Origin of the sequence: Azospirillum sp. B21, from assembly GCF_008364825.1 — a bacterium.
In the GTDB taxonomy this organism is placed as follows: Bacteria; Pseudomonadota; Alphaproteobacteria; order Azospirillales; family Azospirillaceae; genus Azospirillum.
Map to the genome: position 1 here is coordinate 261,925 of NZ_VTTO01000003.1, position 21,527 is coordinate 283,451.

The following is a 21,527-nucleotide window of genomic DNA, read 5'->3' on the forward strand; positions in this document are numbered from 1 at the left end:
GCAACCCCGGTGCAACGGCCGGGCAGACACATCTGGTATTGATTGCGGCCGGAACCAAGCCGCTGAACGCCACCAGGAGGATGGATCCCATGCGACAAGCCGCCACGATGCTGACGATCGCCACCCGCGGCACCGGACTGGTCGAGGTGACGGCCCCGGTGCGGCGCTGGGTGGCGGAGCAGGGGATGGTCACCGGCCTGCTGACGGTCTTCTGCCGCCACACCTCGGCCTCCCTGACCATCCAGGAGAATGCCGATCCCGACGTGCAGGCCGACCTGCTGCGCTTCTTCCGCCGGCTGGTCGCGGAGGACCCGTCGCTCTACGAGCATACCACCGAGGGGCCCGACGACATGCCAGCCCACATCCGCTCCGCGCTGACCGGCGTCAGCCTGTCGATTCCGGTGATGGAAGGGGAGCCGGTGCTGGGCACCTGGCAGGGCATCTACCTGTTCGAACACCGCGCCCGGCCGCACCGGCGCGAGATCGTGCTGCATCTGCTGGGAGAATAGGCCCTGGGGGATAAGGACGGGCAGTCCGTCTGAAATATCTTTCATCCGGTCGCAAGGCGCCGGTCAACGGCGGCATCCTAGATTGCGGACAACACCGGACACCCGGAACCGCATCACTGGAGCGTTGTCGCCATGACCACCATTCCCTCCACCACGCCGAACCGTCCGAACCGCCTGCGCCGCACCGTCGCCGCCCTGCTGCTGGGCTCCACGGTGCTGACGGGGCCGGCGCTGGCCGGATGGGCGGCATCGCATGCGCAGCAGACGGCCACGCCGCCGGCCGTGACGATGCTGCAGGACACGCCCTCCACCTTCGCCGATCTGGCCGCCAAGGTCAGCCCCGCCGTCGTCAACATCGCCGCGACGCAGGATGCCAAGGCCGAACCGCGGGCGCAGCGCGGCCCCGGCATCCCCGGCTTCCCGCCCGGCTCGCCCTTCGAGGAGTTCTTCCGCCAGTTCCAGGACCAGATGGGCCGGAACGGCGGTCCGGACGGTGGTCAGGATGACCAGAGCCCTGGGCCGCGAGGCAAGAGCGGGGCGCTCGGCTCCGGCTTCATCATCGATCCGGCCGGCTTCGTCGTGACCAACAACCACGTCATCGACGGCGCCAGCGAGATCACCGTCACCCTGCAGGACGGCACCGCCATGCCGGCCAAGGTGATCGGCCGCGACGCCAAGACCGACATCGCCCTGCTGAAGGTGGAGCCGAAGAAGCCGCTGCCGTCGGTCGACTGGGCCGACAGCGACAAGACCCGCGTCGGCGACTGGGTGATGGCGGTCGGCAATCCGTTCGGGCTGGGCGGCACCGTCACCAAGGGCATCGTGTCGGCCCGCGGGCGTGACATCCACAGCGGGCCGTATGACGACTATTTCCAGCTCGACGCCGCCATCAACCGCGGCAATTCGGGCGGCCCGACCTTCGATCTCGCCGGTCGGGTGATCGGCATCAACACCGCCATCTACTCCCCCAACGGCGGCTCGGTCGGCATCGGCTTCGCCATCCCCTCCAACCTTGCCAAGGACGTGGTGGCCCAGTTGAAGGAGTCCGGCAAGGTCGAGCGCGGCTGGCTCGGCGTGAAAATCCAGGAGGTGACGCCCGACATCGCCGACAGCGTCGGCCTGCCCGCCGCCAAGGGTGCCCTGGTGGCCGACGTCACCGCCGACAGCCCGGCCCAGCGCGCCGGGTTGCGCCAGGGCGACGTGGTGCTGAGCTATGCCGGCAAGCCGGTCAACAGCCTGCGCGACCTGACCCGCAACGTCGCCGACACCAAGCCCGGCGGCACGGTCGAGCTGAAGGTCCTGCGCGGCGGCCGTGAAACGTCGGTGCAGGTCCGCATCGACCGCCTGAGCGAGCAGCCGCAGGTCGCGTCGGCCGACACCGACGGCGGCAATGGCTCCGGCCCGCAAGCCGAGGTCGCGCCGGTGAAGGGGCTGAAGCTCGCCCCGCTCGACCCGGCGGCGCGCAAGCGACTGGGAATCGGCGACGATGTCCAGGGCGTGGTGGTGGTCGGACTGTCGGGCAGCGTCGACGTGCCGATCCGTCCCGGCGACGTGATCGAGCGGATCGGCGATGCCGAGGTGAAGAGCCCGGCCGACGTCCGCCGCCATGTAACCGAAGCCGAGAAGGCCGGCCAGAAGGCGCTGCTGATGCTGATCAACCGTCAGGGCAACGAGTCCTTCGTCGCACTGAAGCTGAAGGCCTGAGGTGGTCCGCCGCCTGAGTGACGGAAGTCCGGCCGGGCGCGGCATGCTCGCGCTTGGCCGGGCTGTTTTGGGAGGCTACACTCGTGCTCATGAAGATTCTCGTCATTGAAGATGATCGCCAGGCCGCCAGCTATCTCGCCAAGGGGCTGAAGGAGGCGGGCCATGTGGTGGACGTCGCCAATGACGGGAAGGAAGGCCTGTTCCTGGCCGGTGCCGAGCATTACGACGTGATGATCGTCGACCGCATGCTGCCCGGCCGCGACGGGCTGTCGCTGGTCCAGGTTCTGCGGGCGGCCGGCAACGACACGCCGGTCCTGTTCCTGTCGGCGCTGGGCAGCGTGGACGACCGGGTGAAGGGGCTGAAGGCCGGCGGCGACGATTACCTGACCAAGCCCTTCGCCTTTTCCGAGCTTCTCGCCCGCATCGAGGTGCTGGTGCGACGGCGCGGCGCGGCCCAGCCGCAGACCCGGCTGGTGGTGGGCGACCTGGAACTGGACCTGCTGTCGCGCAGCGTCAAACGCGCCGGCAAGGCAATCGACCTGCTGCCGCGCGAGTTCTCGCTGCTGGAGTACCTGATGCGCAACGCCGGCAGCGTGGTGACCCGCACCATGATGCTGGAGAATGTATGGGACTATCACTTCGATCCCCAGACCAACGTCATCGACGTGCACATCGCCCGTCTGCGCCAGAAGATCGACAAGGATTTCCCCACCCCCCTGATCCACACCGTCCGTGGCGCCGGCTACAGCCTGCGCGTGGCGGAGGGGTAACGGGAATTTATGGAGTTGGGACTTTGATGGCGGCGTTTTCCCTCTCCCCCCCGGGGAGAGGGCAGGGTGAGGGGGTTCCGTTTGCCGGACGATCCTCGCAACGCATCCCCCTCACCCAACCCTCTCCCCGGGGGGGAGAGGGCCTGCGCCCAGCGGGAGAGGGCCTTTGTTGAAGGGGGAGACCCACTCCGGCGGCCTGCACGGCTTCTTTGCCGCGGGCCTGCGGCTGGTGCGGACCACGGCGTTCCGGCTGGCGCTGCTGTATCTGGCGATGTTCGTGCTGTCGGTCGGTCTGATCCTGGGCGTCGTCTATCGCACCACCGCCGGCTTCCTGGAGCAGGAGATCGGCGAGACCATCGCACTGGAGGTCGCCGGGCTGCAGGACCATTACCGCATCCACGGCCTGCCCGGTCTGGTGGACGTGGTGCGGACGCGCAGCGCGGTTCCCAACAACAACTCCATCTATCTGCTGACCACCGCTGCCGGGGTGATTCTGGCCGGCAACCTGTCGGGCTGGCCGGCGGCGGTGCCCAATGCCAGCGGATGGACCCATTTCAAGGTCGCCGACTATGGTGGGGTCACCGACCGGCCGTCGACCGCGCAGGCCGTGACCTTCACCCTGCCGGGGCAGTTCCGCCTGCTGGTGGGTCGCGACATGAGCGAGATCGACCAGCTGCGCACCCGCATGTTCCGCTCGCTCGGCTGGATCCTGGGTTCCACCGCTCTGCTGGGGCTGGGGGGCGGGCTGCTGATGAGCCGCGGCGCCATGCGGCGTATCGAGGCGATCAACCGCACCACCCGCCAGATCATGAGCGGCGACCTGAGCGACCGGGTGCCGCGCTTCGGCGGCGGCGACGAGATGGACCGGCTGGCCGGCAACCTCAACGCCATGCTCGACCGCATCGAGCGGCTGATGACCGGGATGCGGCAGGTGACCGACAGCGTCGCCCACGACCTGCGCACGCCGCTGACCCGCCTGCGCTCCCGCATCGAGCTTGCCCTGCTGCACGAGACCGAGGACCCGGAGGTCTACCGCACCGTCCTGCAGGACACGATTGCCGAGGCCGACCGGCTGCTCGCCACCTTCAGCGCCCTGCTGTCGATCGCGGAGGCCGAATCGGGCGCCAAGCGGCAGGATTTCGTGCCGGTCGACTTGGCCGAGGTGGTCGAACTGGCCGCCGACCTCTACGAGCCGGTGGCGGACGAACGCGGCCAGCGGCTGAGCGTGGATGTCCGAGGCAAGCCGACCGTGCGCGGCAACGGCCAGCTTTTGGCCCAGGCGGTGTCTAACCTGCTGGACAACGCCATCAAGTACACGCCGGAAGGCGGCACCATCTCGCTGGTGCTGGAAGGCCCGGCGCCCGGCCGCGCCGCCTGCATCTCGGTGGCCGACAGCGGTCCCGGCATTCCGGCGGAGATGCGCGACAAGGTGCTGCAACGCTTCGTCCGGCTGGACACCGCCCGCGCGTCGCCCGGCAACGGGCTGGGGCTGAGCCTTGTCGATGCGGTGGCGACGCTGCATGGCGCACGTCTGGAACTGGACGACAACGCGCCGGGCTTGCGGGTCAGCCTGGTGTTCCCGCCGGAAGCGCGGCGCTAGGGGCTCAAGGCCGCCATCATCGCCAAAAAAAAGCCCGCCATGCGGCGGGCTTTCAAAGTGACATCAGCGAGAATGACTCCTTGGCGTCCCTTTTGATATGGGGCGGCGCCGACCGGCTTCCAGATCGATCTTCGGACTACCGCCGACGGCCTAGCCTGCTGACTTTCCGCAACGTCCGATGGACTTGAGCGTTCTCCCCCAGGGCCGTCCGTCAGGCGGCCGCAAGCGCGGGAGTTCCGAGAGATGGCGATACCCAGCCGCCCAGCCGCCCACCAGACCGCTTCCCCGGGCGCCGTCCCGCCCGGCCGCACCGGCAGCGGGGCGACGCAGGACGAGCCGCCGGCGCGGGCCGCGCGCGGCGAACTGGCCGTCTTCACCTGGAAGGTGCTGATCGTCGCCGGGGTGGCCGCGCTGACGCTGTTCCTGTGGAAGGTGTCGGGCACGCTGCTGCTGATCTTCACCGGCGTGCTGTTCGCCATCCTGCTGCAGCGGCTGACCGGCTATGTGCGGCAGGCGACAGGGCTGGGCCATGGCTGGGCGCTGGCCATCGTGCTGGTGGTGCTTGTGCTGCTGGTCGGCGGCGGCGGCTGGCTGATGGGCACCTCGATGACGGCACAGCTCGGCCAGTTGCAGGAGCAGGTGACCAAGGCCATGGCCATGCTGCCGGACGAGTGGCGCCAGCGCATCATGGACCAGGGCAAGGAGTGGCCCTGGATGAACCAGCTGAGCAGCTTCGCCAGCAGCCTCGTCTATGTCATCGGCGATGCGGTGGTGGTGATGTTCGCCGCGCTTTATCTGGCGGCCTCGCCCGGCGTCTACCGGCGCGGCGTGGTGCTGCTGGTGCCGCCGCAGGGGCAGGAGCGGGCTTGGGAGGTGATGAACGTCGCCGGGGACAGCCTGTGGAAATGGCTGATCGGCCAGATGGTGGCGATGGCCGCGGTGGGCACGCTGACCGCTGTCGGGCTCTGGCTGCTGGGCATTCCGTCGGCGCTGGCCTTGGGCATGGTGGCCGGGCTGCTGGAGTTCATCCCGCTTGTCGGCCCCTTCCTGGCGGCGATCCCGGCGCTGCTGATCGCCTTTGCCCAGTCGCCGCAGGATGCGCTGTGGGTCGCCGGGCTCTATCTGGTCATCCAGCAGGTGGAGGGGAACCTCGTCACCCCGCTGCTGCAGAAGCGGGTGGTCGACCTGCCGCCCGTGATCACCATCGGCGCCATCGCCGCCGGGGGCGTGCTGTTCGGCATCCTCGGCATGTTCCTGGCGACGCCGATCGCCGTGGTGGTGCTGGTGCTGGTCAACCTGCTCTATATCGAGGACAAGCTTGGCCAGCCCCGGCATTTCCCAAACGACGAATCCTGACGCTTCAGCCCTCCGCCGCCGGAGCGGCCTCGCCCCGGTCCGTGCGGGAGGAGCGCAGCGGCAGTTCCTTCAGGAACAGGGTCATGGCGAAGGAAACGACCGCCAGGGCGGCCGCCAGCAGGAACAGGGTGGCGAATCCGTGCTCCAACGTCGCCACCACCCCGCTGCGGACGGCAGGGGGCAGATCGGCCAGCGCGGCGGCGCCATGGTCCAGCACCGCGCGGCCGGACAGGCCGGCGCCTTCCAGCCGCTCGGACACCACGGCGTTGAACACGGCGCCGAACACCGCGACGCCGACCGAGCCGCCGAGCGAGCGGAAGAAGCCGACCGAGGCGGTGGCCGCCCCCAGGTCGCGCTGCTCCACCGCATTCTGCACGGCGACCGTCATCACCGGCATCACCAGCCCCAGCCCCATGCCGAGCGGCACAAGGATCAGCGTCGACCACAGCCCGCTGGCGGCCAGCTCCGGCAGGGTGCCGAGCAGCGCGTACATCGCCCCCGACAGCGCGAGACCGACCAGCGGGAAGGCCTTGTAGCGCCCGGTGCGCGCGATCAGCCGGCCGCCGCCGACCGACCCGAAGGTCATGCCCAGCACCAGCGGCAGAAGCAGCAGGCCGGACACGGTGGCGCTGGCGCCCTGCACCAGTTGCAGGTGCAGCGGCAGATAGACGATGCCGGCGAACAGCACCATCGCCGAAACCGCGACCACCGGCGTCGCCACCGCGACCACCGGGCGGCGGAACAGGTGCAGAGGCAGGATCGGCTCCTCGATCCGGCGCTCGTGCCATAGGAAGACGGCCAGCATGGCGAGGCCCGCCGCCAGTAGGGCCAGCGCCGCCGCGCTGCCCCAGCCCATCGCCTCGCCGCGGGTGGCGTAGACCAGCAGGCAGGTGACCGCCCCGGTCAGCAGCGCCGCGCCGGCCACGTCGATGCGCGGCTTGGTCCGGCCGGCGGGCAGGCGCGACAGGGTACTGCGGGTCATGGCGAAGGCCGCCACCCCCAGCGGCAGGTTGATCAGGAAGATCCAGTGCCAGCCGATCGTCTCGGTGAAGATGCCGCCCAAGAGCGGCCCGGCGACGCTGGCCAGCGCGAAGACGCCACCGATCATGCCCTGGTAGCGTCCGCGCTCGCGCGGGGCCACCACGTCGCCGATGATGGTGAAGGCCAGCGACATCAACCCGCCGCCGCCCAGCCCCTGCAGGCCGCGGAACAGGATCAGCTGGGTCATGCTCTGCGCCGCGGCGCACAGGACGGAGCCGACGAGGAACAGCAGGATCGCCGTCTGCAGCACGCGCTTGCGGCCATAGAGGTCGGACAGCTTGCCGTAGATCGGTGTCGTGGTGGTGGAGGTCAGCAGATAGGCGGTGACCACCCAGGGTAGCATCTCCAGCCCGCCGAACTGGCTCGCCATCGTCGGCAACGCGGTGGCGACGATGGTCTGGTCCATCGCCGCCATCAGCATCGCCAGCGCGACCCCGCTGAACACGCGCAGGATCTCCTGGTGGGTGAAGACCGGCGGGACATCGTCGGAGGAGGCGGGGCGGGCGGCGGTCTCGGTCATGGTCGGGCGTCTCGGCCGTTGAGGTCGTTGCACGGGGCACCGGAGGCGGTCCCACCATAGACTTGGAACCGTTCCATGCAAGCTCGATGGGGCAAGTCCGATGGCGGTTCAACCGCATTCTCCAACGAACGCCTTGCCGCGCCGCCAAAGCGCCTCTATAAAGCGGCCCATCGGCGCCCCGGTTCAACCGGTGGCGCCTGCATGCTTTTTAATCGGCGAAAAGCCTTACCTGCAGGAGTCACCACCATGGCCGTCGAACGGACCCTCTCGATCATCAAGCCCGATGCCACCCGCCGCAACCTGACCGGCAAGATCAACGCCAAGTTCGAGGACGGTGGCCTGCGCATCGTCGCCCAGAAGCGCGTCCAGCTGTCGAAGGCCCAGGCCGAGCAGTTCTATGGCGTGCACCGCGAGCGTCCGTTCTTCAACGACCTGGTGTCCTTCATGATCTCCGGTCCGGTGGTCCTGCAGGTCCTGGAAGGCGAGAACGCCATCGCCCGCAACCGCGAGATCATGGGCGCCACCAACCCGGCCAACGCCGCCGAGGGCACCATCCGCAAGGAGTTCGCCGAATCGATCGAGGCCAACTCGGTCCACGGTTCGGACGCCCCGGAGACGGCGGCCCAGGAGATCGCCTTCTTCTTCGCCGGCATCGAGCTGGTGGGCTGATTTCGCGAGCGCCGGGCATCGCGCCCGGCCGGCAGAGAAAAGGGCCGCTTCCGCAAGGAGGCGGCCTTTTTTGCGTTTTGCATCAGGCTCTGGCAGTATCGGGAGCCATAGACATTTTTGCCCCGCAAGCGCCGGGGCCGAATCCGACAGGAGTGCCCGCGATGGAATCCCAATCCGCAAAGCCGATCATCGCGGCGCTGCTGCAACCGCTGCCGATCCTGACCCAGCCGCAGGCCCGGAACGATCTGGCGGACGAGACGGTGGTGCGGCTGCTGGTCCGCCAGTTCATCGATCTCAGCCTCGACGCCTTCAATCAGGTCCTGCAGGGCAAGCTCGACCAGGACGAGGCGGTGGATGGCATCAATCGGCAGGCGACCGCGCTGAACGCCGTCTTCCTCGGCACCAGCGGCTTCGAGACCGTCATCACCCATCCCTGGAACACGCCGGAGCAACTGGGCGCCTTCCTGAAGGAGATGGTGGCTCTGGAGTATCCGGAGGATGATTGCGTCCGCGCCATGCTGATCCATCTGGCGACCCAGGTGATGCATGCGCTGCGCCTGCCGGAGGAGGACCGCCACGAGGAGGTGGAGGCGCTGACCCTGGACGCCGCCGACCTGCTGCTCGGCCGTACGCCGGAAGACGACGACCTCGAAATCGACGTCTGAGAAGCGAATTCGACGCCTGCGACGTTCCGCGCCCCTGCGGCATCAACTTGCGGGGGGCAGGTTCACCTCGACCAGCACCGTGTCCTCGACGAAATCCGCGCTGTGCCAAGCGTCCGGGTCGAAACGGATGACCATGCCCGGACGCAGGTCCACCGGTCCGGCCTCGCAGGTCAGCAGGACGCGACCCTCCACGACCATCACGAACTGTTCATGGGCGTGGCTGTGGCGCGGGGCGGAGGTTCCCGCCTTGATGACCACATGCTTCAGCGATGCGCCTGCGCCAAGGAACTCGCGCCGCTCGGCTTCTCCGTCCGTCTGGGCCGGGAGATCGCTCCATGTGACGACGTCCGCCTTCGGCATGCCGGGTCCCCTTCCTGCGGTGGCAACCGGATGATACGTGCATCGGCACCGTCCGGATCTCCATCCAAGCCGGGAGATTTCGGATAGGGTCATGACTGACCGTAAGAACATCCACCTGAAAAGCAGGGTCCGGTGAACGAAACTTCGTCAGGTCTCCTGATGCGGTGCGGTAGTCCGCAGATGGGCTGAAATGATTCGAGAAGTCGCATTCTGAAGGAAAGCTTAGCCTCGAAACCAGCTGTTAACGCCTGACCTTCTATGACGATAGGGTTAGACGCGATGACGTCGGACAATCACCCTTCGGACCGGCGGAGGCACCGTGAACGTTGCAGACACCGACCACCTGCTCCGCACTGCGGGTGATGTCGAACCGGTCGCCGGTCGCGCCCGACTTTCCGCTTCAATTCCCGGTCTTCTCGCCGGGCTGGCCGCCTTCGGCACCCTGGCGGGTCTGGCCGCAACCGGGCAGGCCGCATGGCCGGTGGCCGGCGCCCTGACCCTTGCCGGCGGGCTGTCGCTGTGGAGCGCCCGGCGGGCCGGCGGCAACGCTGCGGCGCTGGCGCGGTCGGGAGCGGATTTGCGGCAGGCACAGAGCGAATTGGCTTGGATGCAGGCCCGCGCCCGTGATTTCACCGCCGCTTCTCCCGGCTGGTTCTGGGAGACGGGGGCCGACCATCGCTATCTCACCCTGTCCGACCGGCTGGGGACGCTGCTGCGTTGCGACCCCGGCAGCGTGTTCGGCGAATCGCTGCTCGACCTGGGGGCTCTGGTCGATGACGAGGCGACCTGGGCCGAGTACCGCGCCGACATCGAGGCCGGACAGCCCTTTCGCGACCTGGAGGTGAGCTTCGAGGGGGTGGATGGCCGTGACCTCGTGCTGCGGCTAAGCGCCGTGCCGGTGCGCGACGCCGATGGGCGCTTCCGCGGCTATCGCGGCTGCGGCATCGACGCCACCGCAGAAACCCTGGCGCTGGTGGAGGCGCGCTTCATGCAGGCGGTGGTGCATGACGCCATCGACAGCGTGTCGGAGGGCTTCGTGCTGTTCAGCGCCGACGGCCGGCTGCTGATCTGCAACGAGCAGTACCGCCGCGCCTATCCCACCATTGCCGACCTGTTGACCCCCGGACGCAGCTTTGCCGAGATTCTGCGGGCGGCTGCGGAACGCGGCGGGTATGAGGGCGAGGGCGACATCGGCGCCTGGGTGGAACAGCGGCTGACCCGCCACCTCCAGCACTCCGCCCCGGTGGACGGCCGGCTGTCCGATGGGCGCTGGTACCGCATCAGCGAGCATGCGACAGGCACCGGCGGCGTAGTGAAGATCCTGATGGACATCACAGAGCTGAAGATGCGGGAGGAGGAGCTGGCCGGCCAGACCGCCCGGTTGAAGCAGACCGTGACCGCGCTCAGGGAAAGCGAGCTGCGCTACCGCCAATTGGTGGAACTGGCGCCCTACGGCATCGTCATCTGGGACCGCAGCGCCATCCGCTTCGCCAACGGCGCCGCCGCCGCGATCCTGGGCGTCGCCGCCGATGCGCTGGAAGGCCTGCCCCTGGCCGGCTTCCTGGAGGGTGGCGACGCGCTGGAAGCGACCTTTGCCGTCGCGGCGGACGGGGAGCAGCGGCGGCTGGAATGCGACGCCCTGCGCCCGGACGGCGAACGCCGCCGGCTGGAGGTTGGGGCCAGCCCGGCGGTCTATGGCGGCGGTCCGGCGGTCTTGCTGGTGCTGAACGACATCACCGACCGCCGCCGGGTGGAAGGCGAGCTTCAGCGCGCCCAGAAGATGGAGGCGGTCGGCCGCATGGCCGGCGGCATCGCCCACGAGTTCAACAACATGCTGACCGCGATCGGCGGCTTCGCCCGGCTGGCGGAGCGCAATCCCGCCGATCCGGACCGCGTCCTGACCTGCGTGCAGGAAATCGCCAAGGCGTCCGAACGGGCGGCGGCGTTGACCGGCCAGTTGCTGGACTTCTCCCACCGCCGGGTGACGGACGAGCGGGAGGTGGTGGCGATCGCGCCGCTGGTGCGCGACATGCGGGTCTTCCTGAAGCCGCTGCTGAGCGCCGGCATCGACGTGGCGATCCAGGCCGGGGACGAAAGCGCCCCCCAGAATGCCTATGCGCTGGTCAATCCGGTCACGCTGAACCAGGCGCTGCTGAACCTTGCGCTGAACGGGCGGGACGCCATGCCGGACGGCGGCACCCTGACCATCGCCCTGACGGTGGAGACGCCCGACGACGCCTTTTTCGCCCGCCATCGCGGGCTGAAGCCCGGCCGCTATGTCGCGATCCGCGTGACCGACCAGGGCGCCGGCGTTCCATCGGCGATTCGCGACCGCATCTGGGAGCCCTTCTTCACCACGAAGGAGCCGGGCAAGGGCACCGGGCTCGGCCTGTGGATGGTCTACGGCACGGCCCAGCAGGCCGGCGGCGCCGTGGAACTGGAAGGGGAGGCGGGACGCGGCGCCACCTTCGCCCTGTTCCTGCCGGCGGTGGATCCGCCGGCCGTCCCCGCCGGGCTCGACCCGCTGCATGTCGCGGAGGGGGAGGGGGCGGTCATCCTGCTGGTGGACGACGAGGACTCGGTGCGCCGCTACCTCCGCCTCGTGCTGGAGGAGGCCGGCTGCACGGTGGTCGAGGCGTCGGACGGGCGGGAGGCGCTGGAGCGCTATGACGAGGCCGGCGGCCTGTTCGACGCGGTGGTCAGCGACGTGTCGATGCCGCGGATGAATGGGCTTGAGCTTGCCCGCGCCCTGGAGACGCGCAACCAGCTTCTGCCCATCCTGTTCCTGACCGGCTATGCCTCGCGCGAGACGGCGGCAGGGCTGACGGCCCAGGAAGGGCGGCAGATCGTGATGAAGCCGGTGGCGCCGGAGCGGCTGCTCCACGCCCTGCGCGACCTTCTGGCCTTGTGAGGACCGTGATGGAGCCCTCCCGCCACGACGACCGCGCCGACCCGGCCCCTCCGGCCGCGCTTGACGAAGCCGACGGGTCCGCTCCCGACGTCTGCCGGGAGCCTGCGGATTTCTATGCGGCGGCCGGGCGGGACAGCGTCGGCCGCTTCTGCCGCCGCTTCCTCGACGAGAATGCGCTGACGGCGACGGAACTGCTGCACCACCCGCGCCACCAGACATCGCTGTCCAACACCGCCACCTTCGTCGCCATCCTGACCCAGGCGGAACGGGCGATGGAGAGGCCCGGCGGTCAGAAGGGCGCATTGACCCCGCTGGTCAACGAGATCGCCCGGTTGACGCGGGAAAGGCTGAAGGAGAACCCACCACCCGATTTCCTGCCCGACGCCTATCCCGGCACGGCTGCGGAGCTTCTGTCCAATGGGGGCTTTCTCGGCCGCTTCCTGCTCGACGCCGCCATCACGCAGCACATCGCCACCGGCCGCAGCTTCGCCGAAAAGGCGGAATCCCTGCTGGAACTGGCCGCGACCACCGAGCATCCCGACGCGCTGGTTCCGCTGGAACGGCTGTTGGGCGAGATCATGCTGAGCGATGCCGGCACCGCGTCCTGCGCGCGCGACGCGCCCTTCGTCACGCTGATCGACCTGATCGTGACGCTGATCGCCGCCGACCGGCCGATGCCCGACGACGCGCCGCAGGTCTTCCGCCGGCTTGATGCGCTGATGCGGCGGGTGCCGATGCCGGCCCTGCGAGAAGCGCTGACCGCCGCCTTCCGCCGCGAGATGGCCAAGCCCGCCTGCTTCACCATCGCCAGTGCCGGCGACATGTTCGGCATCGAAGCGGTGCAGCGCGAAATTCTGGCGCTGAGCGACCTGTCCGCCCGCCTGCGCGACCGCGAGGGCAACTATGCCGGCGGCGCCCGGACCGAAGCGGCGCTGCAGCGGCGCACCGCCCTGCTGGTCAACGAGGATACGGTTCCGGAGATCACGCGCGGCCGCAACTTCATGCAGAAGCTGCGTATCCTGTTCGTCCTGCAGAAGATGCCGCTGTCGCCCACCGCGGCCAAGGCGGTCACCGATTACCTGAAGAGCTTCTTCGACAGCCGCGACTTCGCCGGCCGGCTGCTGGACTGCTGGAAGGACCGCAATGAAAAGCTGAAGGGACTGGCGGAGGTCCAGCGCATGGTGCAGTCCAGCGCCTTCCCGGAGGAGGAGCGCGAGTATCTCGCCGGCCAGATGGACGACATCCAGAACGCCTTCCTGCGCACACAGCGCGTGCTGGCGCCGCTGATCCAGGCGAAGGACGACCCGCCGGCGGACGCCGTACTGGACATCGTCCGTCTGGCGGGGGAGGGGGCCTTCTGCAGCGGCAAGAGCCGGCTGGCGGTGGCCCGCGTTCTCTACCGCCACTGCCACCGGCCGCGCTTCGTCCGCCATGTGCTGCTGAACGCGCCGGGCCCGAAGGAACGGGCGGCGAGGGCCGGCTGGCTGCGCCAGTCGCTGACGATGGTCGGCGTGCCCTTCCTCGACCTCGCCGCACAGCGGGTGCTGGTGGTGGATGACGAAGACGGGCCGCGTGCCTTCGTCACCTCGGTCCTTCGTGAACTGGGCATCGGGCAGGTTGATACCGCGGTCGACGGTCAGGACGCGTTGCAGCGCTTCCAGGCCGACGGGGCGGCCTACGACCTGATCGTCTGCGACTGGATGATGCCGCGGCTGAACGGGTTGGACCTGCTGAAGCATGTGCGCGAGACGCGCAGCGACCTGCCATTCCTGATGGTCACCGCACTAGCCACGCTGGAGGCGGTGAAGAGGGCGCTGGCCCACCATGTCAGCGGCTATATCGCCAAGCCCTTCACGCCGGACCAGTTGGAGGAGAAGGTCTTCCTGGTCCTGGCGCAGAAGGGGATCGGGGAGTAGGGGCCGGTCAGCGGAACAGGCCGGGCATGATCTTCACGATGATGCCGGTGGTGGAGGCGACCAGCACGGCGTCGGGACCGACGCGGACCCAGCGCTGGCCGGGTGGCGGACGATGGAGGTGGTGGGCGGCGGGCTTGGCGATGACATGGCGCGGCGCACGCCATTCCTGCGGCAGCCGTTGGCCCGCCTGCCAGCCGCGACCGTCCGGCGGGCCAAAGCGGTGGGTCGTCACAGGGCCGTGCGATTCCGTCCGGCGGCCTTGGTCACGCTCGCCCCAACCCTGATTCTGCCCCCGTTCGTGGCCCTGATGCTGGGCTGAGTGACGATTGTCCGGACCGGGCTGCCATCCCCGGGCAAAGGCGGGAGTGCCGGTCGCGGCAGTGACGACGAGGACTGCGGCGGCCATGGCGAGCAGGGTCTTCTTCATGCTGTCCATCCTTTTCCTTCCGGTGCCGGCCGGTCGTGCCGGGGCATCCGTGGCGGTCAGAATGGCGCGCCTTCGTTGCGGGGCTGTGTCCGCCCGCCAGCATTTCGGTAACAGAGTGTATCCGACTCGAATGGGGACGAAAGCCCACACCCGTCTGTTGTGATGCGAAGACCCTATGGAAGGAGCCGTCCCATGGCAGATCAGAAAGCGACCGAGGGCCACGCCCTGTCCAACGATCCGGACCGCGACATCGCCGACCCGCTCGAAGCGGCGAAGGCCGTATCGGACACCGGCAAGCCGATCACCCCCGACACCGAATCGGCGAAACACATCGACCGCCCGGCGGAGAAGGGCAAGGCCGGGAAGAAGAAGTGAAAAGTTCAGGCGCTTGCGGAATGCTCAGCGCAGTTCCAGACCCGCCTGTTTGAAGGCGCGGGCGAGGGCATCGACGATGGCCGGGTCGACCTCGCCCGTTCCGTAATCGAGATTCATAACGGCGTACCACGGCACACCGGCCTTGTTCGCCAGCATCCGTGTCGACCAGCCAAGGCGCAAGCGTGCCTCTTGGCACTGCGTCCCGGTCATGATGCGTCGACTCCACACGTTAGCGTTCGCCTTCCATGTCCCGGTCCCTGTCGGACAGTGGTAGCCCGGTTTGGACCGATGGTCAGCGTTAATAATGCTGTAAACGGCGAAGCTTGTCATGTGTCGGTTTGTTGCAAAGCGGAACGCTCTGCTTTGCCGGATTGTCATGGAAGACAAGCGGCAGACGACCGGCAAGAGGTGCATAAAGTTCGCAAGGTAATCGATTTGACCTTGCTATTGTTGGGGACTTATCCGGCGTGGCGAAGCGGAGACGCTGTGCCCCCGATAGTCCAGAAGCTATATCCCCTAATTTCTCAGGGGATTGCCGGATCGCCATCCGCTGCCAAAGGTTGCGGTCAGCCGAAGCTTTTGGCAAGCAGGACCAGATTGCGGTCGCCCTCGCGCCGATAGCTGGCACGGTCCATCGTCTTCTTGACCAGGAACACGCCAAGTCCGCCGACGCGGCGGTCATCCACGTCGCTGGTCAGGTCGGGCGGCGGGGCGTCGGCGAAGGGATCGAAGGCGGCGGCGTCGTCCTCCACCTCCGCCCGCAGTTCCGCGGCGTCCGCTTCCATCCGCACCCGGATCTCGTGCGGGCCGGCATCGTCGTAGCCGTAGGAGACGGTGTTGGTGATCAACTCGTCGAAGCAGAGATTGAACTTGAAGGCAAGATCGGGCGGCAGCTGGTTGCGTTCGATGAACTCGTCCACCGCTTCGGCCAGCCGTGTCAATTCGGACAGGTCGTTGCGCAGGAGCATGTCCAGGCGGTTCGTCACGGCACCGTCAATCCGCTCATCCATGCGCCGATCCCCCATATCCGTTGGCCCGGTTACATTTTTCCAGCATTACGGCGAGCGTGTCAGGCCGCCGCACCGACGACGGCCCAGCGGCGCAACGCGCTCACGGCGATCCGCTCCACCTCGCTCCAGCCCAATCCGCTCGCCATCTCGGCCAGCGCCACCAGCCGGGCGCGGGCGCCGGTGTCGCCGACCGGCGCATTGCCGAGATCGGCGGTCAGCCCGGCGACGAGGCCGTAGAGCATGGTCGACAGGCTGTGCATCAGCGGCGCGCAATCTGGAGCGGTCAGGCGGGTGGCGAACAGGTAGAGCTGGCCGACGCCGCGCAGGCGGGCGCCGAAGCTCTCGGCCGTGCCGGCGCCAGTCGCGACCTCGCCGCGCAGTTCCTCCACCGACAGGGTGGCGAAGCGGCCGGCGGCGGCGATGAATTCTGCCACCGCGTCCTGCGGCAGGCCGCCGGTCGCCTGTCCGCCGGTCTCGAACAGGCGCTGGGCCATGACGATCAGCTCCTCGATGTTGGCGAGGATGATGGCGACGCCGAACCGTGCCAGACCGTCGTTGCCGTCGGTGCAGGCGCGCAGGATCTGCGTCACCTTGCGGATGACCTGGACGGCGAACATCAGCATGGCGCTGCGGCTCTGCGCCAGCTCCGCCTCGGCTCCCAGCTCCTCCAGCGCGTGCTGCAGGATCTCCAGCCGCAGGAAGTCGAGCGAGAGCATCTGGATGTCCGGGTTGTCGCCGTCCATCAGCACCCGGTTCAGCTCACCGGAATAGAGGAAGAAGCGGCCGGACAGGTCGAAGGCGATGCGCGCCGCGGACATCTTCGCCCGGTCGGCGGCCGGCGTTCCGGCCAGCGCGCGGTTCATCGCGGCGAACAGCCGGACCAGCGGCATCCAGTCGCGCCGCTGGCTCGCCGGGGCGGCGCGCGGAGCCGGGGTGGCCGAGACGATCAGCTCGGCCAGCGGTTCGATCCCGGCGCCGAGCAGCACCGACTGCCAGCGCTGCGCATCGCCGCCGGATCCTGCCTGCCACTCCGCGAGCATATCGAGCAGCTCGGTCAGCTTGCGGGCGTCGATCGGCTGGCCGGGGATGGCGCGCAGGGCGGTTTCCAGCGCCGCGGCGAGGGCGTTGCGGTCGCGCACCGGAGCGGTGGCTGCCGGAACCTCGGCATTGAACAGGGTCAGTTCGGTGGCCGGAGTCGCCGCCCGCATGGTGCCGGCGACGGCCAGCGCGTGGCGCAGCGACTCGGCGAACTCCGCGGCGCTGGCATAGCGGTCGGCCGGCGCCTTCGCCAGCGCCTTCAGGATCACCGTGTCGAAGGGCGGCGGCAGCTCCGGATTGCCGTGGGAGGGCGGCGGCGGCTCGACGAACAGGATCTGCTGCATCACGGTGGCGACGGAGCCGGAGAAGGGCCGCCGCTGCGCCAGCAGGTAATAGAGCACCACCCCGGCGGAGAACAGGTCGCTGCGGGCGTCGGCTTTCTCCCCGCGCAGAACCTCCGGCGCCATGTAGGCGGGGGTGCCCAGCAGGTCGCCGGCCTGGGTCAGGTCGGATGATGAGATCTGCGCGATGCCGAAATCCGCCAGCTTCGGCGTCAGGTCGGCTTCCACCACGATGTTGGCCGGCTTGATGTCGCGGTGGATGATGTTGCGGGCATGCGCGAAGGCCAGCGCGTCCAGCACCGCCGCCATCAGCTCGCCGCCCTGCTGCACCGACAGCGGCGTGTCGGCCTCCAGGTAGTGCTTCAGCTCCTTGCCCTGGATCAGTTCCATGGCGAGGTAGGGCGCGCCGCCATGGGCGGCGTCCAGCATGCCGTAGTCATGCACCCGCACGATGTTGCGGTGGTCGAGCTTCAGCCCGATCTCCGCCTCCCGCCCGAAGCGGGCGAGCACGGCATTGCGCTCCGCCGCCGCCAGCAATTCGCCGCGCAGCAGCTTCAATGCCACCGGCTGCCCGGTCCGCCCATCGGTCGCGCGGTAGACCACGCTCATGGCGCCCTGGCCCAGCACGCCCTCGACCCGGTAGGGGCCGATGGGACTGGGAAGCACGCCGCCTACAGAGCCGTCGGGCATCGGAAACTCTCCAGCAGGTTCTTGCCGAAGGGGTTGTTCACGCTGTCGGCCCGCAGGGCGAAGACCGCCTTGCGGGTGCCCACCGTCACCGCGAAGGTGAAGCGGTCGGGCTGCGGCGTGGACTCCAGCTTGCCGTCGGCGAGGAAATGGAACAAAGCCCAGGGGCCCTGGCGCGAGATGCCGGCCGGCTCGCCCGGCAGCGGCGGGCCGAAGCCGAGGCGCACGCTGCTGGTGCCCTCCGCCCCCGGCCACTTCATCACCTGCGGGCGGGGCGGGCCGTGCTGGTAGATCAGCGTCTGGCCGTCGACGTCCAGCGCAACCTGGGTCGCCTTGGCATCCAGTTCGACCGGGGTGATCTCGAACATCACCTTGGCGGTGGCGGCGCCGGCCGGGAACAGGCTGTCGCGGATGCGAGCCGCGCGCTCGAACTGGTCGAGCACCGCGGGCGGAATGCCGAGATCGACCTGATCGACCTTCTGCCACGCCCAGGGGCTGACCGTCATGTCGACGAAGGGGCGGAGGTTGGTGTTGAAGAACTGGTCGATCATGCCGCCCGGCGCGAACAGCTTGGCGAAATCCGCCGCCGTCACGTCCACCTGGCTGTTCGGCACCATGGGGAAGCGGTTGTCCAGCGCCGCCCGGCAGAAGGGCAGGACGGTGGATTGCCACGCCTTGTTGATCTGCGACCGCGCACCCCCGGCGCTGACGGTCGCCGCACTCTGCGCCACGGTGGCGACCATGCCGCCGACCGGGTCGGGCAGGTCGCGGGCGAGATTGCGCAACTGCGCCGCCACCGCCCCCTTGTCCGCACCGCCGGCCAGCCCGGCCAGGAGAGCGCCGTTCTGGTCGGGAGCATTCGCCGCGCGGGCGATCTGCTGGTACAGCTCGCCCAGAAGCTTCAGCGAGTCGTCCAGCTTGGGCGGCGCCCCGCCTTCGCCCTGCACGAGGTCGCGCAGAGCCTTGAAGTGGTCGTTGATCGGCTGGCCCGGTGGCGGGCCCGCCGGCTGCAGCGAGACGCCGGCCAGCCGCGCCAGATAGGCGGCGTTGGTGCCGGTGGACTCCACCGCCTTCTCGCCCGCCTGGGCCTGCTGGGCAATCCCGGCCAGCGGACCGCCGGCAACCGGACCCTTGCCGTCGGCGGGTTTGTCATTCGGGCCGGGAGCCAGCGTCGTCTCGCGCACCATGGCGGTCAGCCACAGCTTCAGCGGCGATTGCGGGCCGGACAGCGTGTTCAGCACGTCGGCGGCCTGGTTCAGGCTGCGCAGCGGCACGATCACCACGTCGCCCAGCAGCTCGTCCCACTGGCGGGCGTAGCGGTCGAGATAGACGGAGAGGATGCCCTGTTCCAGCCGCTGCGCGCTGGCGACCGCCTGCGGACCGCTGCTCGGCTGGCCCAGCACCCAGTTCTCGTCCACCAGCGCCTTGGCGACCTTGGGCAGCGCCGGCAGCACCGCCTTGTGGAAGCCGTCATAGCTGTAGAGGCCGGGCACCCCTTCCGACAAAGGCTTGCCCGACGGGCGGATCAGCACCCGGCCAGCCAGCGGACCGGCATGGTCGACCAGCCGCCAGTCGGCCAGCGCCTGGATCTCCGGTCGGTCGCGCAGGATGGCGAAGCCGCGTTCGGCCAGCGGATAGCGCGTCAGACTCTGGCGCGCCTCCTCCACCAACGCCTCGTCCGGCTCCATGGATGAGAGGGGCGCGGCCAGCATGGTGTCGAGATGGACGCGCAGGTCGCGCCGCACGCCGTCATAGGCCGGGCCGGGCAGCGAGGCCATCCAGTCGAGCGCCATCCAGTCCGACACCAGCGCCTTGTCCAGCGGCCCCTTGCCGGCCAGCATCAGATAGACCTTCAGCGCCTGGAACAGATATTCGGGCCGGCCGCGCTCGCGGCGCAGCTGTTCCTCCACCCGCAGGAAGACGCGCGGCAGCAGGATCGTGCGCAGCGCGCGATCATAGACGGTCTCGCTCTGCCGGCCCAGTCGGTCGCCTTGGTAGAGACCGCCGGTCATCTCCAGCGGCGCCGGATCGGTCCAGCCGGCGGGAATGGCGCGCAGCGTGTTCAGCGGGGGCACGATGGTGATGAAATCGGTGTCGTCGACCTTGGTCAGCGACCGCGGTGCGGTGGCGAGCGGCGCCAGTTCGGCCTGCGCCTTGCCGGCGGCGGCATCGACCCCGGCGACCAGCGCGGCGTTGCCGGTGAAGCTGTTGGCCCAGAAGGCGGCGAGTCCCAGCCCGGCCAGCAGCATCGCCACCATCGCCCCGCCGCGCAGCAGGCGCCGCCGCCGCTCCAGCCCGGAATTGGTGCCGACCAGCCCGGCCTCGGCGAAGACCACCTCGCGCAGGGTGCGGGTCAGGAAGAAGCTGCGCCCGCCGCTGGCCGCCGGCAGGACCGGCCGGTCGAGCCCGAAGGACCCCGCAACCATTTCCGACAAACGGTCGACCGGCGCGCCGTCCTGGGTGCCGCTGGTCAGGTAGACGCCGCGCAGCAGCGCCCGTTCCTCGTAGCGGTTGGGCTCGAAGATCACCATCAGCAGGTCGGTGATGGCCGGCTTGAGCGCGGCGATCTGCGCCGGGAACAGGGTGTCGAGCGAGCGGCGCTGGATGTCGGATTCGCCATGCACGCGGTCGAGCACCCGGCGGGCGATGCGCCCGGTCATCGCGTCGAACTCCGTGCCGAAGCGGTAGACCGGGGCGTCGTCGCCGCTCTTGCCGTCGTCCAGCGGGAAGGTGACGCCCCAGACCTGTTCGCGCTCCTCCCGGCTGAGATCGTCGAAGAACTCGGCGAAGCCGGCGATCAGGTCGGCCTTGGTCAGCAGCACATAGACCGGCACGCGCGACCCGACCTGTCCGCGCAGCTCCTTCAGCCGCAGCTTCAGCTGTTCGGCATGGCCCTTGCGCTCGGGCTCGCTCCACACCGCGAGGTCGGCGAGGCTGACGGCCAGCAGGATGCCGTTGACCGGCTGGCGCGGACGGTGGCGCTTCAGCAGGGCGATGAAGTTCTTCCACACCTTGCCGTCGATGGCGGGCTGGCTGTCCTGGGTGATGTAGCGGCCGGCGGTGTCGATCAGCACCGCCTCGTCGGTGAACCACCAGTCGCAGTTGCGGGTGCCGCCGACGTCACGCAGCGCCGCCCGGCCCATCTCGGCGGCGAGCGGGAAGCGCAGGCCGGAATTGGCCAGCGCCGTCGTCTTGCCGGCCCCAGGCGCGCCGATCAGCAGATACCAGGGAAGCTGGTAGAGGTAGCGCTGCCCCCAGGTGCCGCCGAAGCGCGCCTTGCGCAGCTGGTCCAGCGCCTCGCGCAGGCGGCCGCGCAGCAGGTCGGTCTCCTGGCCGACGGCTTCCGAATCCGGATCGCCCTTGGCGGCCGGCGTCGCCTTGGCGAGAGCCTGCACCATGCGGTCGTTGGCGCTGCGGTGGCGGTAGAGCGACCATTGCATCGCCAGCGCCCAGACCAGCAGGATGCCGAACGCCACTGCCAGCCGGATGGTCGCGTCCTCCAGCGGGAAGGCGCCCGACACGGAGACGAGCGGCCCCAGGAACCAGACGATGGCGCCCAGGCACAGCGCCGCGACCAGCGTCAGGAACCAGCGGGAAGTTAAGGCGGACAGGATCGTTTTCAGCATCG

Annotated in this window: 17 protein-coding genes; 10 read left to right on the forward strand and 7 right to left on the reverse strand. The window is 69.1% G+C overall.

The genetic code is table 11. The annotated features are described in order from the left end of the window. Positions 1-89 precede the first annotated feature (89 nt). From FZ983_RS09480 to FZ983_RS34495, 5 genes are all read left to right on the forward strand, one after another. Complete coding sequence (locus FZ983_RS09480; RefSeq protein ID WP_149223310.1) at positions 90-509, forward strand: secondary thiamine-phosphate synthase enzyme YjbQ; 420 nt, start codon at positions 90-92, stop codon at positions 507-509. Between the two features lie 132 nt (positions 510-641). Beyond that, positions 642-2,213: a DegQ family serine endoprotease gene (locus FZ983_RS09485; protein WP_149223311.1), complete on the forward strand. Its 1,572-nt coding sequence runs from the start codon at positions 642-644 to the stop codon at positions 2,211-2,213. Positions 2,214-2,302: 89 nt separating this feature from the next. Beyond that, positions 2,303-2,983, forward strand: a complete 681-nt coding sequence (locus FZ983_RS09490; protein WP_149223611.1) for a response regulator transcription factor — start codon at positions 2,303-2,305, stop codon at positions 2,981-2,983. A gap of 169 nt (positions 2,984-3,152) precedes the next feature. Next, complete coding sequence (locus FZ983_RS09495; protein WP_247883688.1) at positions 3,153-4,583, forward strand: ATP-binding protein; 1,431 nt, start codon at positions 3,153-3,155, stop codon at positions 4,581-4,583. Positions 4,584-4,826: 243 nt separating this feature from the next. Continuing rightward, on the forward strand, positions 4,827-5,939 hold the full coding sequence (locus tag FZ983_RS34495; protein ID WP_211102885.1) for an AI-2E family transporter: 1,113 nt from the start codon (positions 4,827-4,829) through the stop codon (positions 5,937-5,939). Positions 5,940-5,943: 4 nt separating this feature from the next. Here FZ983_RS34495 and FZ983_RS09505 read toward each other — a convergent pair whose 3' ends face one another. Next, positions 5,944-7,500, reverse strand: coding sequence for an MDR family MFS transporter (locus FZ983_RS09505; RefSeq protein WP_149223314.1), 1,557 nt, complete (start codon positions 7,498-7,500; stop codon positions 5,944-5,946). 246 nt (positions 7,501-7,746) lie between these two features. Here FZ983_RS09505 and ndk point away from each other — a divergent pair, with 246 nt between their 5' ends. Both ndk and FZ983_RS09515 read left to right on the forward strand, forming a co-directional pair. Beyond that, positions 7,747-8,169 (forward strand): nucleoside-diphosphate kinase, encoded by a 423-nt coding sequence (gene ndk / locus FZ983_RS09510; RefSeq protein WP_014197473.1) that lies wholly within the window; start codon positions 7,747-7,749, stop codon positions 8,167-8,169. 161 nt (positions 8,170-8,330) lie between these two features. Further along, the gene (locus FZ983_RS09515; RefSeq protein ID WP_149223315.1) at positions 8,331-8,834 is read left to right on the forward strand and encodes a hypothetical protein; all 504 of its coding nucleotides are present in this window, start codon (positions 8,331-8,333) and stop codon (positions 8,832-8,834) included. Positions 8,835-8,876: 42 nt separating this feature from the next. Here the strand turns inward: FZ983_RS09515 and FZ983_RS09520 are convergent, their stop codons facing one another. Beyond that, positions 8,877-9,194 carry a cupin domain-containing protein gene (locus FZ983_RS09520; protein ID WP_188092280.1) on the reverse strand — a complete coding sequence of 106 codons (318 nt, stop codon included), beginning with the start codon at positions 9,192-9,194 and terminating at the stop codon, positions 8,877-8,879. A gap of 319 nt (positions 9,195-9,513) precedes the next feature. Here FZ983_RS09520 and FZ983_RS09525 point away from each other — a divergent pair, with 319 nt between their 5' ends. Together FZ983_RS09525 and FZ983_RS09530 are read left to right on the forward strand one after the other, a co-directional pair. Continuing rightward, the gene (locus FZ983_RS09525; RefSeq protein ID WP_149223317.1) at positions 9,514-12,105 is read left to right on the forward strand and encodes a response regulator; all 2,592 of its coding nucleotides are present in this window, start codon (positions 9,514-9,516) and stop codon (positions 12,103-12,105) included. Positions 12,106-12,113: 8 nt separating this feature from the next. Next, complete coding sequence (locus FZ983_RS09530; protein ID WP_149223318.1) at positions 12,114-14,021, forward strand: response regulator; 1,908 nt, start codon at positions 12,114-12,116, stop codon at positions 14,019-14,021. 7 nt (positions 14,022-14,028) lie between these two features. Here the strand turns inward: FZ983_RS09530 and FZ983_RS09535 are convergent, their stop codons facing one another. Next, positions 14,029-14,448, reverse strand: coding sequence for an RcnB family protein (locus FZ983_RS09535; protein ID WP_188092281.1), 420 nt, complete (start codon positions 14,446-14,448; stop codon positions 14,029-14,031). A 192-nt stretch (positions 14,449-14,640) separates the two neighbouring features. On the opposite strand from FZ983_RS09535, the gene FZ983_RS09540 reads away from it, so the two are divergent. Next, complete coding sequence (locus FZ983_RS09540; protein ID WP_149223320.1) at positions 14,641-14,823, forward strand: hypothetical protein; 183 nt, start codon at positions 14,641-14,643, stop codon at positions 14,821-14,823. A 24-nt stretch (positions 14,824-14,847) separates the two neighbouring features. On the opposite strand, the gene FZ983_RS09545 is transcribed toward FZ983_RS09540, so the two are convergent. From FZ983_RS09545 to tssM, 4 genes are all read right to left on the reverse strand, one after another. Next, entirely contained in the window at positions 14,848-15,033 is a 186-nt protein-coding gene (locus FZ983_RS09545) for a hypothetical protein (protein ID WP_143273396.1), read from the reverse strand. Between the two features lie 356 nt (positions 15,034-15,389). Next, on the reverse strand, positions 15,390-15,833 hold the full coding sequence (locus FZ983_RS09550) for an ATP-binding protein (RefSeq protein ID WP_188092282.1): 444 nt from the start codon (positions 15,831-15,833) through the stop codon (positions 15,390-15,392). Positions 15,834-15,892: 59 nt separating this feature from the next. Next, complete coding sequence (locus FZ983_RS09555) at positions 15,893-17,902, reverse strand: serine/threonine-protein kinase (protein WP_149223322.1); 2,010 nt, start codon at positions 17,900-17,902, stop codon at positions 15,893-15,895. Continuing rightward, positions 17,884-21,525: a type VI secretion system membrane subunit TssM gene (gene tssM, locus FZ983_RS09560; protein WP_149223323.1), complete on the reverse strand. Its 3,642-nt coding sequence runs from the start codon at positions 21,523-21,525 to the stop codon at positions 17,884-17,886. The genes FZ983_RS09555 and tssM overlap by 19 nt, the downstream gene beginning before the upstream one ends. Positions 21,526-21,527 lie beyond the last annotated feature (2 nt).

Bases quoted from the DNA above. Each gene is read 5' to 3' on its own strand.
- FZ983_RS09550 (WP_188092282.1), bottom strand. From the start codon at position 15,833: ATGGATGAGCGGATTGACGGTGCCGTGACGAACCGCCTGGACATGCTC.
- tssM (WP_149223323.1), bottom strand. From the start codon at position 21,525: ATGCTGAAAACGATCCTGTCCGCCTTAACTTCCCGCTGGTTCCTGACG.
- FZ983_RS09480 (WP_149223310.1), top strand. From the start codon at position 90: ATGCGACAAGCCGCCACGATGCTGACGATCGCCACCCGCGGCACCGGA.
- FZ983_RS09555 (WP_149223322.1), bottom strand. From the start codon at position 17,902: ATGCCCGACGGCTCTGTAGGCGGCGTGCTTCCCAGTCCCATCGGCCCC.
- FZ983_RS09540 (WP_149223320.1), top strand. From the start codon at position 14,641: ATGGCAGATCAGAAAGCGACCGAGGGCCACGCCCTGTCCAACGATCCG.
- FZ983_RS09535 (WP_188092281.1), bottom strand. From the start codon at position 14,448: ATGAAGAAGACCCTGCTCGCCATGGCCGCCGCAGTCCTCGTCGTCACT.
- FZ983_RS34495 (WP_211102885.1), top strand. From the start codon at position 4,827: ATGGCGATACCCAGCCGCCCAGCCGCCCACCAGACCGCTTCCCCGGGC.
- FZ983_RS09545 (WP_143273396.1), bottom strand. From the start codon at position 15,033: ATGACCGGGACGCAGTGCCAAGAGGCACGCTTGCGCCTTGGCTGGTCG.
- FZ983_RS09490 (WP_149223611.1), top strand. From the start codon at position 2,303: ATGAAGATTCTCGTCATTGAAGATGATCGCCAGGCCGCCAGCTATCTC.
- ndk (WP_014197473.1), top strand. From the start codon at position 7,747: ATGGCCGTCGAACGGACCCTCTCGATCATCAAGCCCGATGCCACCCGC.
- FZ983_RS09485 (WP_149223311.1), top strand. From the start codon at position 642: ATGACCACCATTCCCTCCACCACGCCGAACCGTCCGAACCGCCTGCGC.
- FZ983_RS09520 (WP_188092280.1), bottom strand. From the start codon at position 9,194: ATGCCGAAGGCGGACGTCGTCACATGGAGCGATCTCCCGGCCCAGACG.
- FZ983_RS09515 (WP_149223315.1), top strand. From the start codon at position 8,331: ATGGAATCCCAATCCGCAAAGCCGATCATCGCGGCGCTGCTGCAACCG.
- FZ983_RS09505 (WP_149223314.1), bottom strand. From the start codon at position 7,500: ATGACCGAGACCGCCGCCCGCCCCGCCTCCTCCGACGATGTCCCGCCG.
- FZ983_RS09530 (WP_149223318.1), top strand. From the start codon at position 12,114: ATGGAGCCCTCCCGCCACGACGACCGCGCCGACCCGGCCCCTCCGGCC.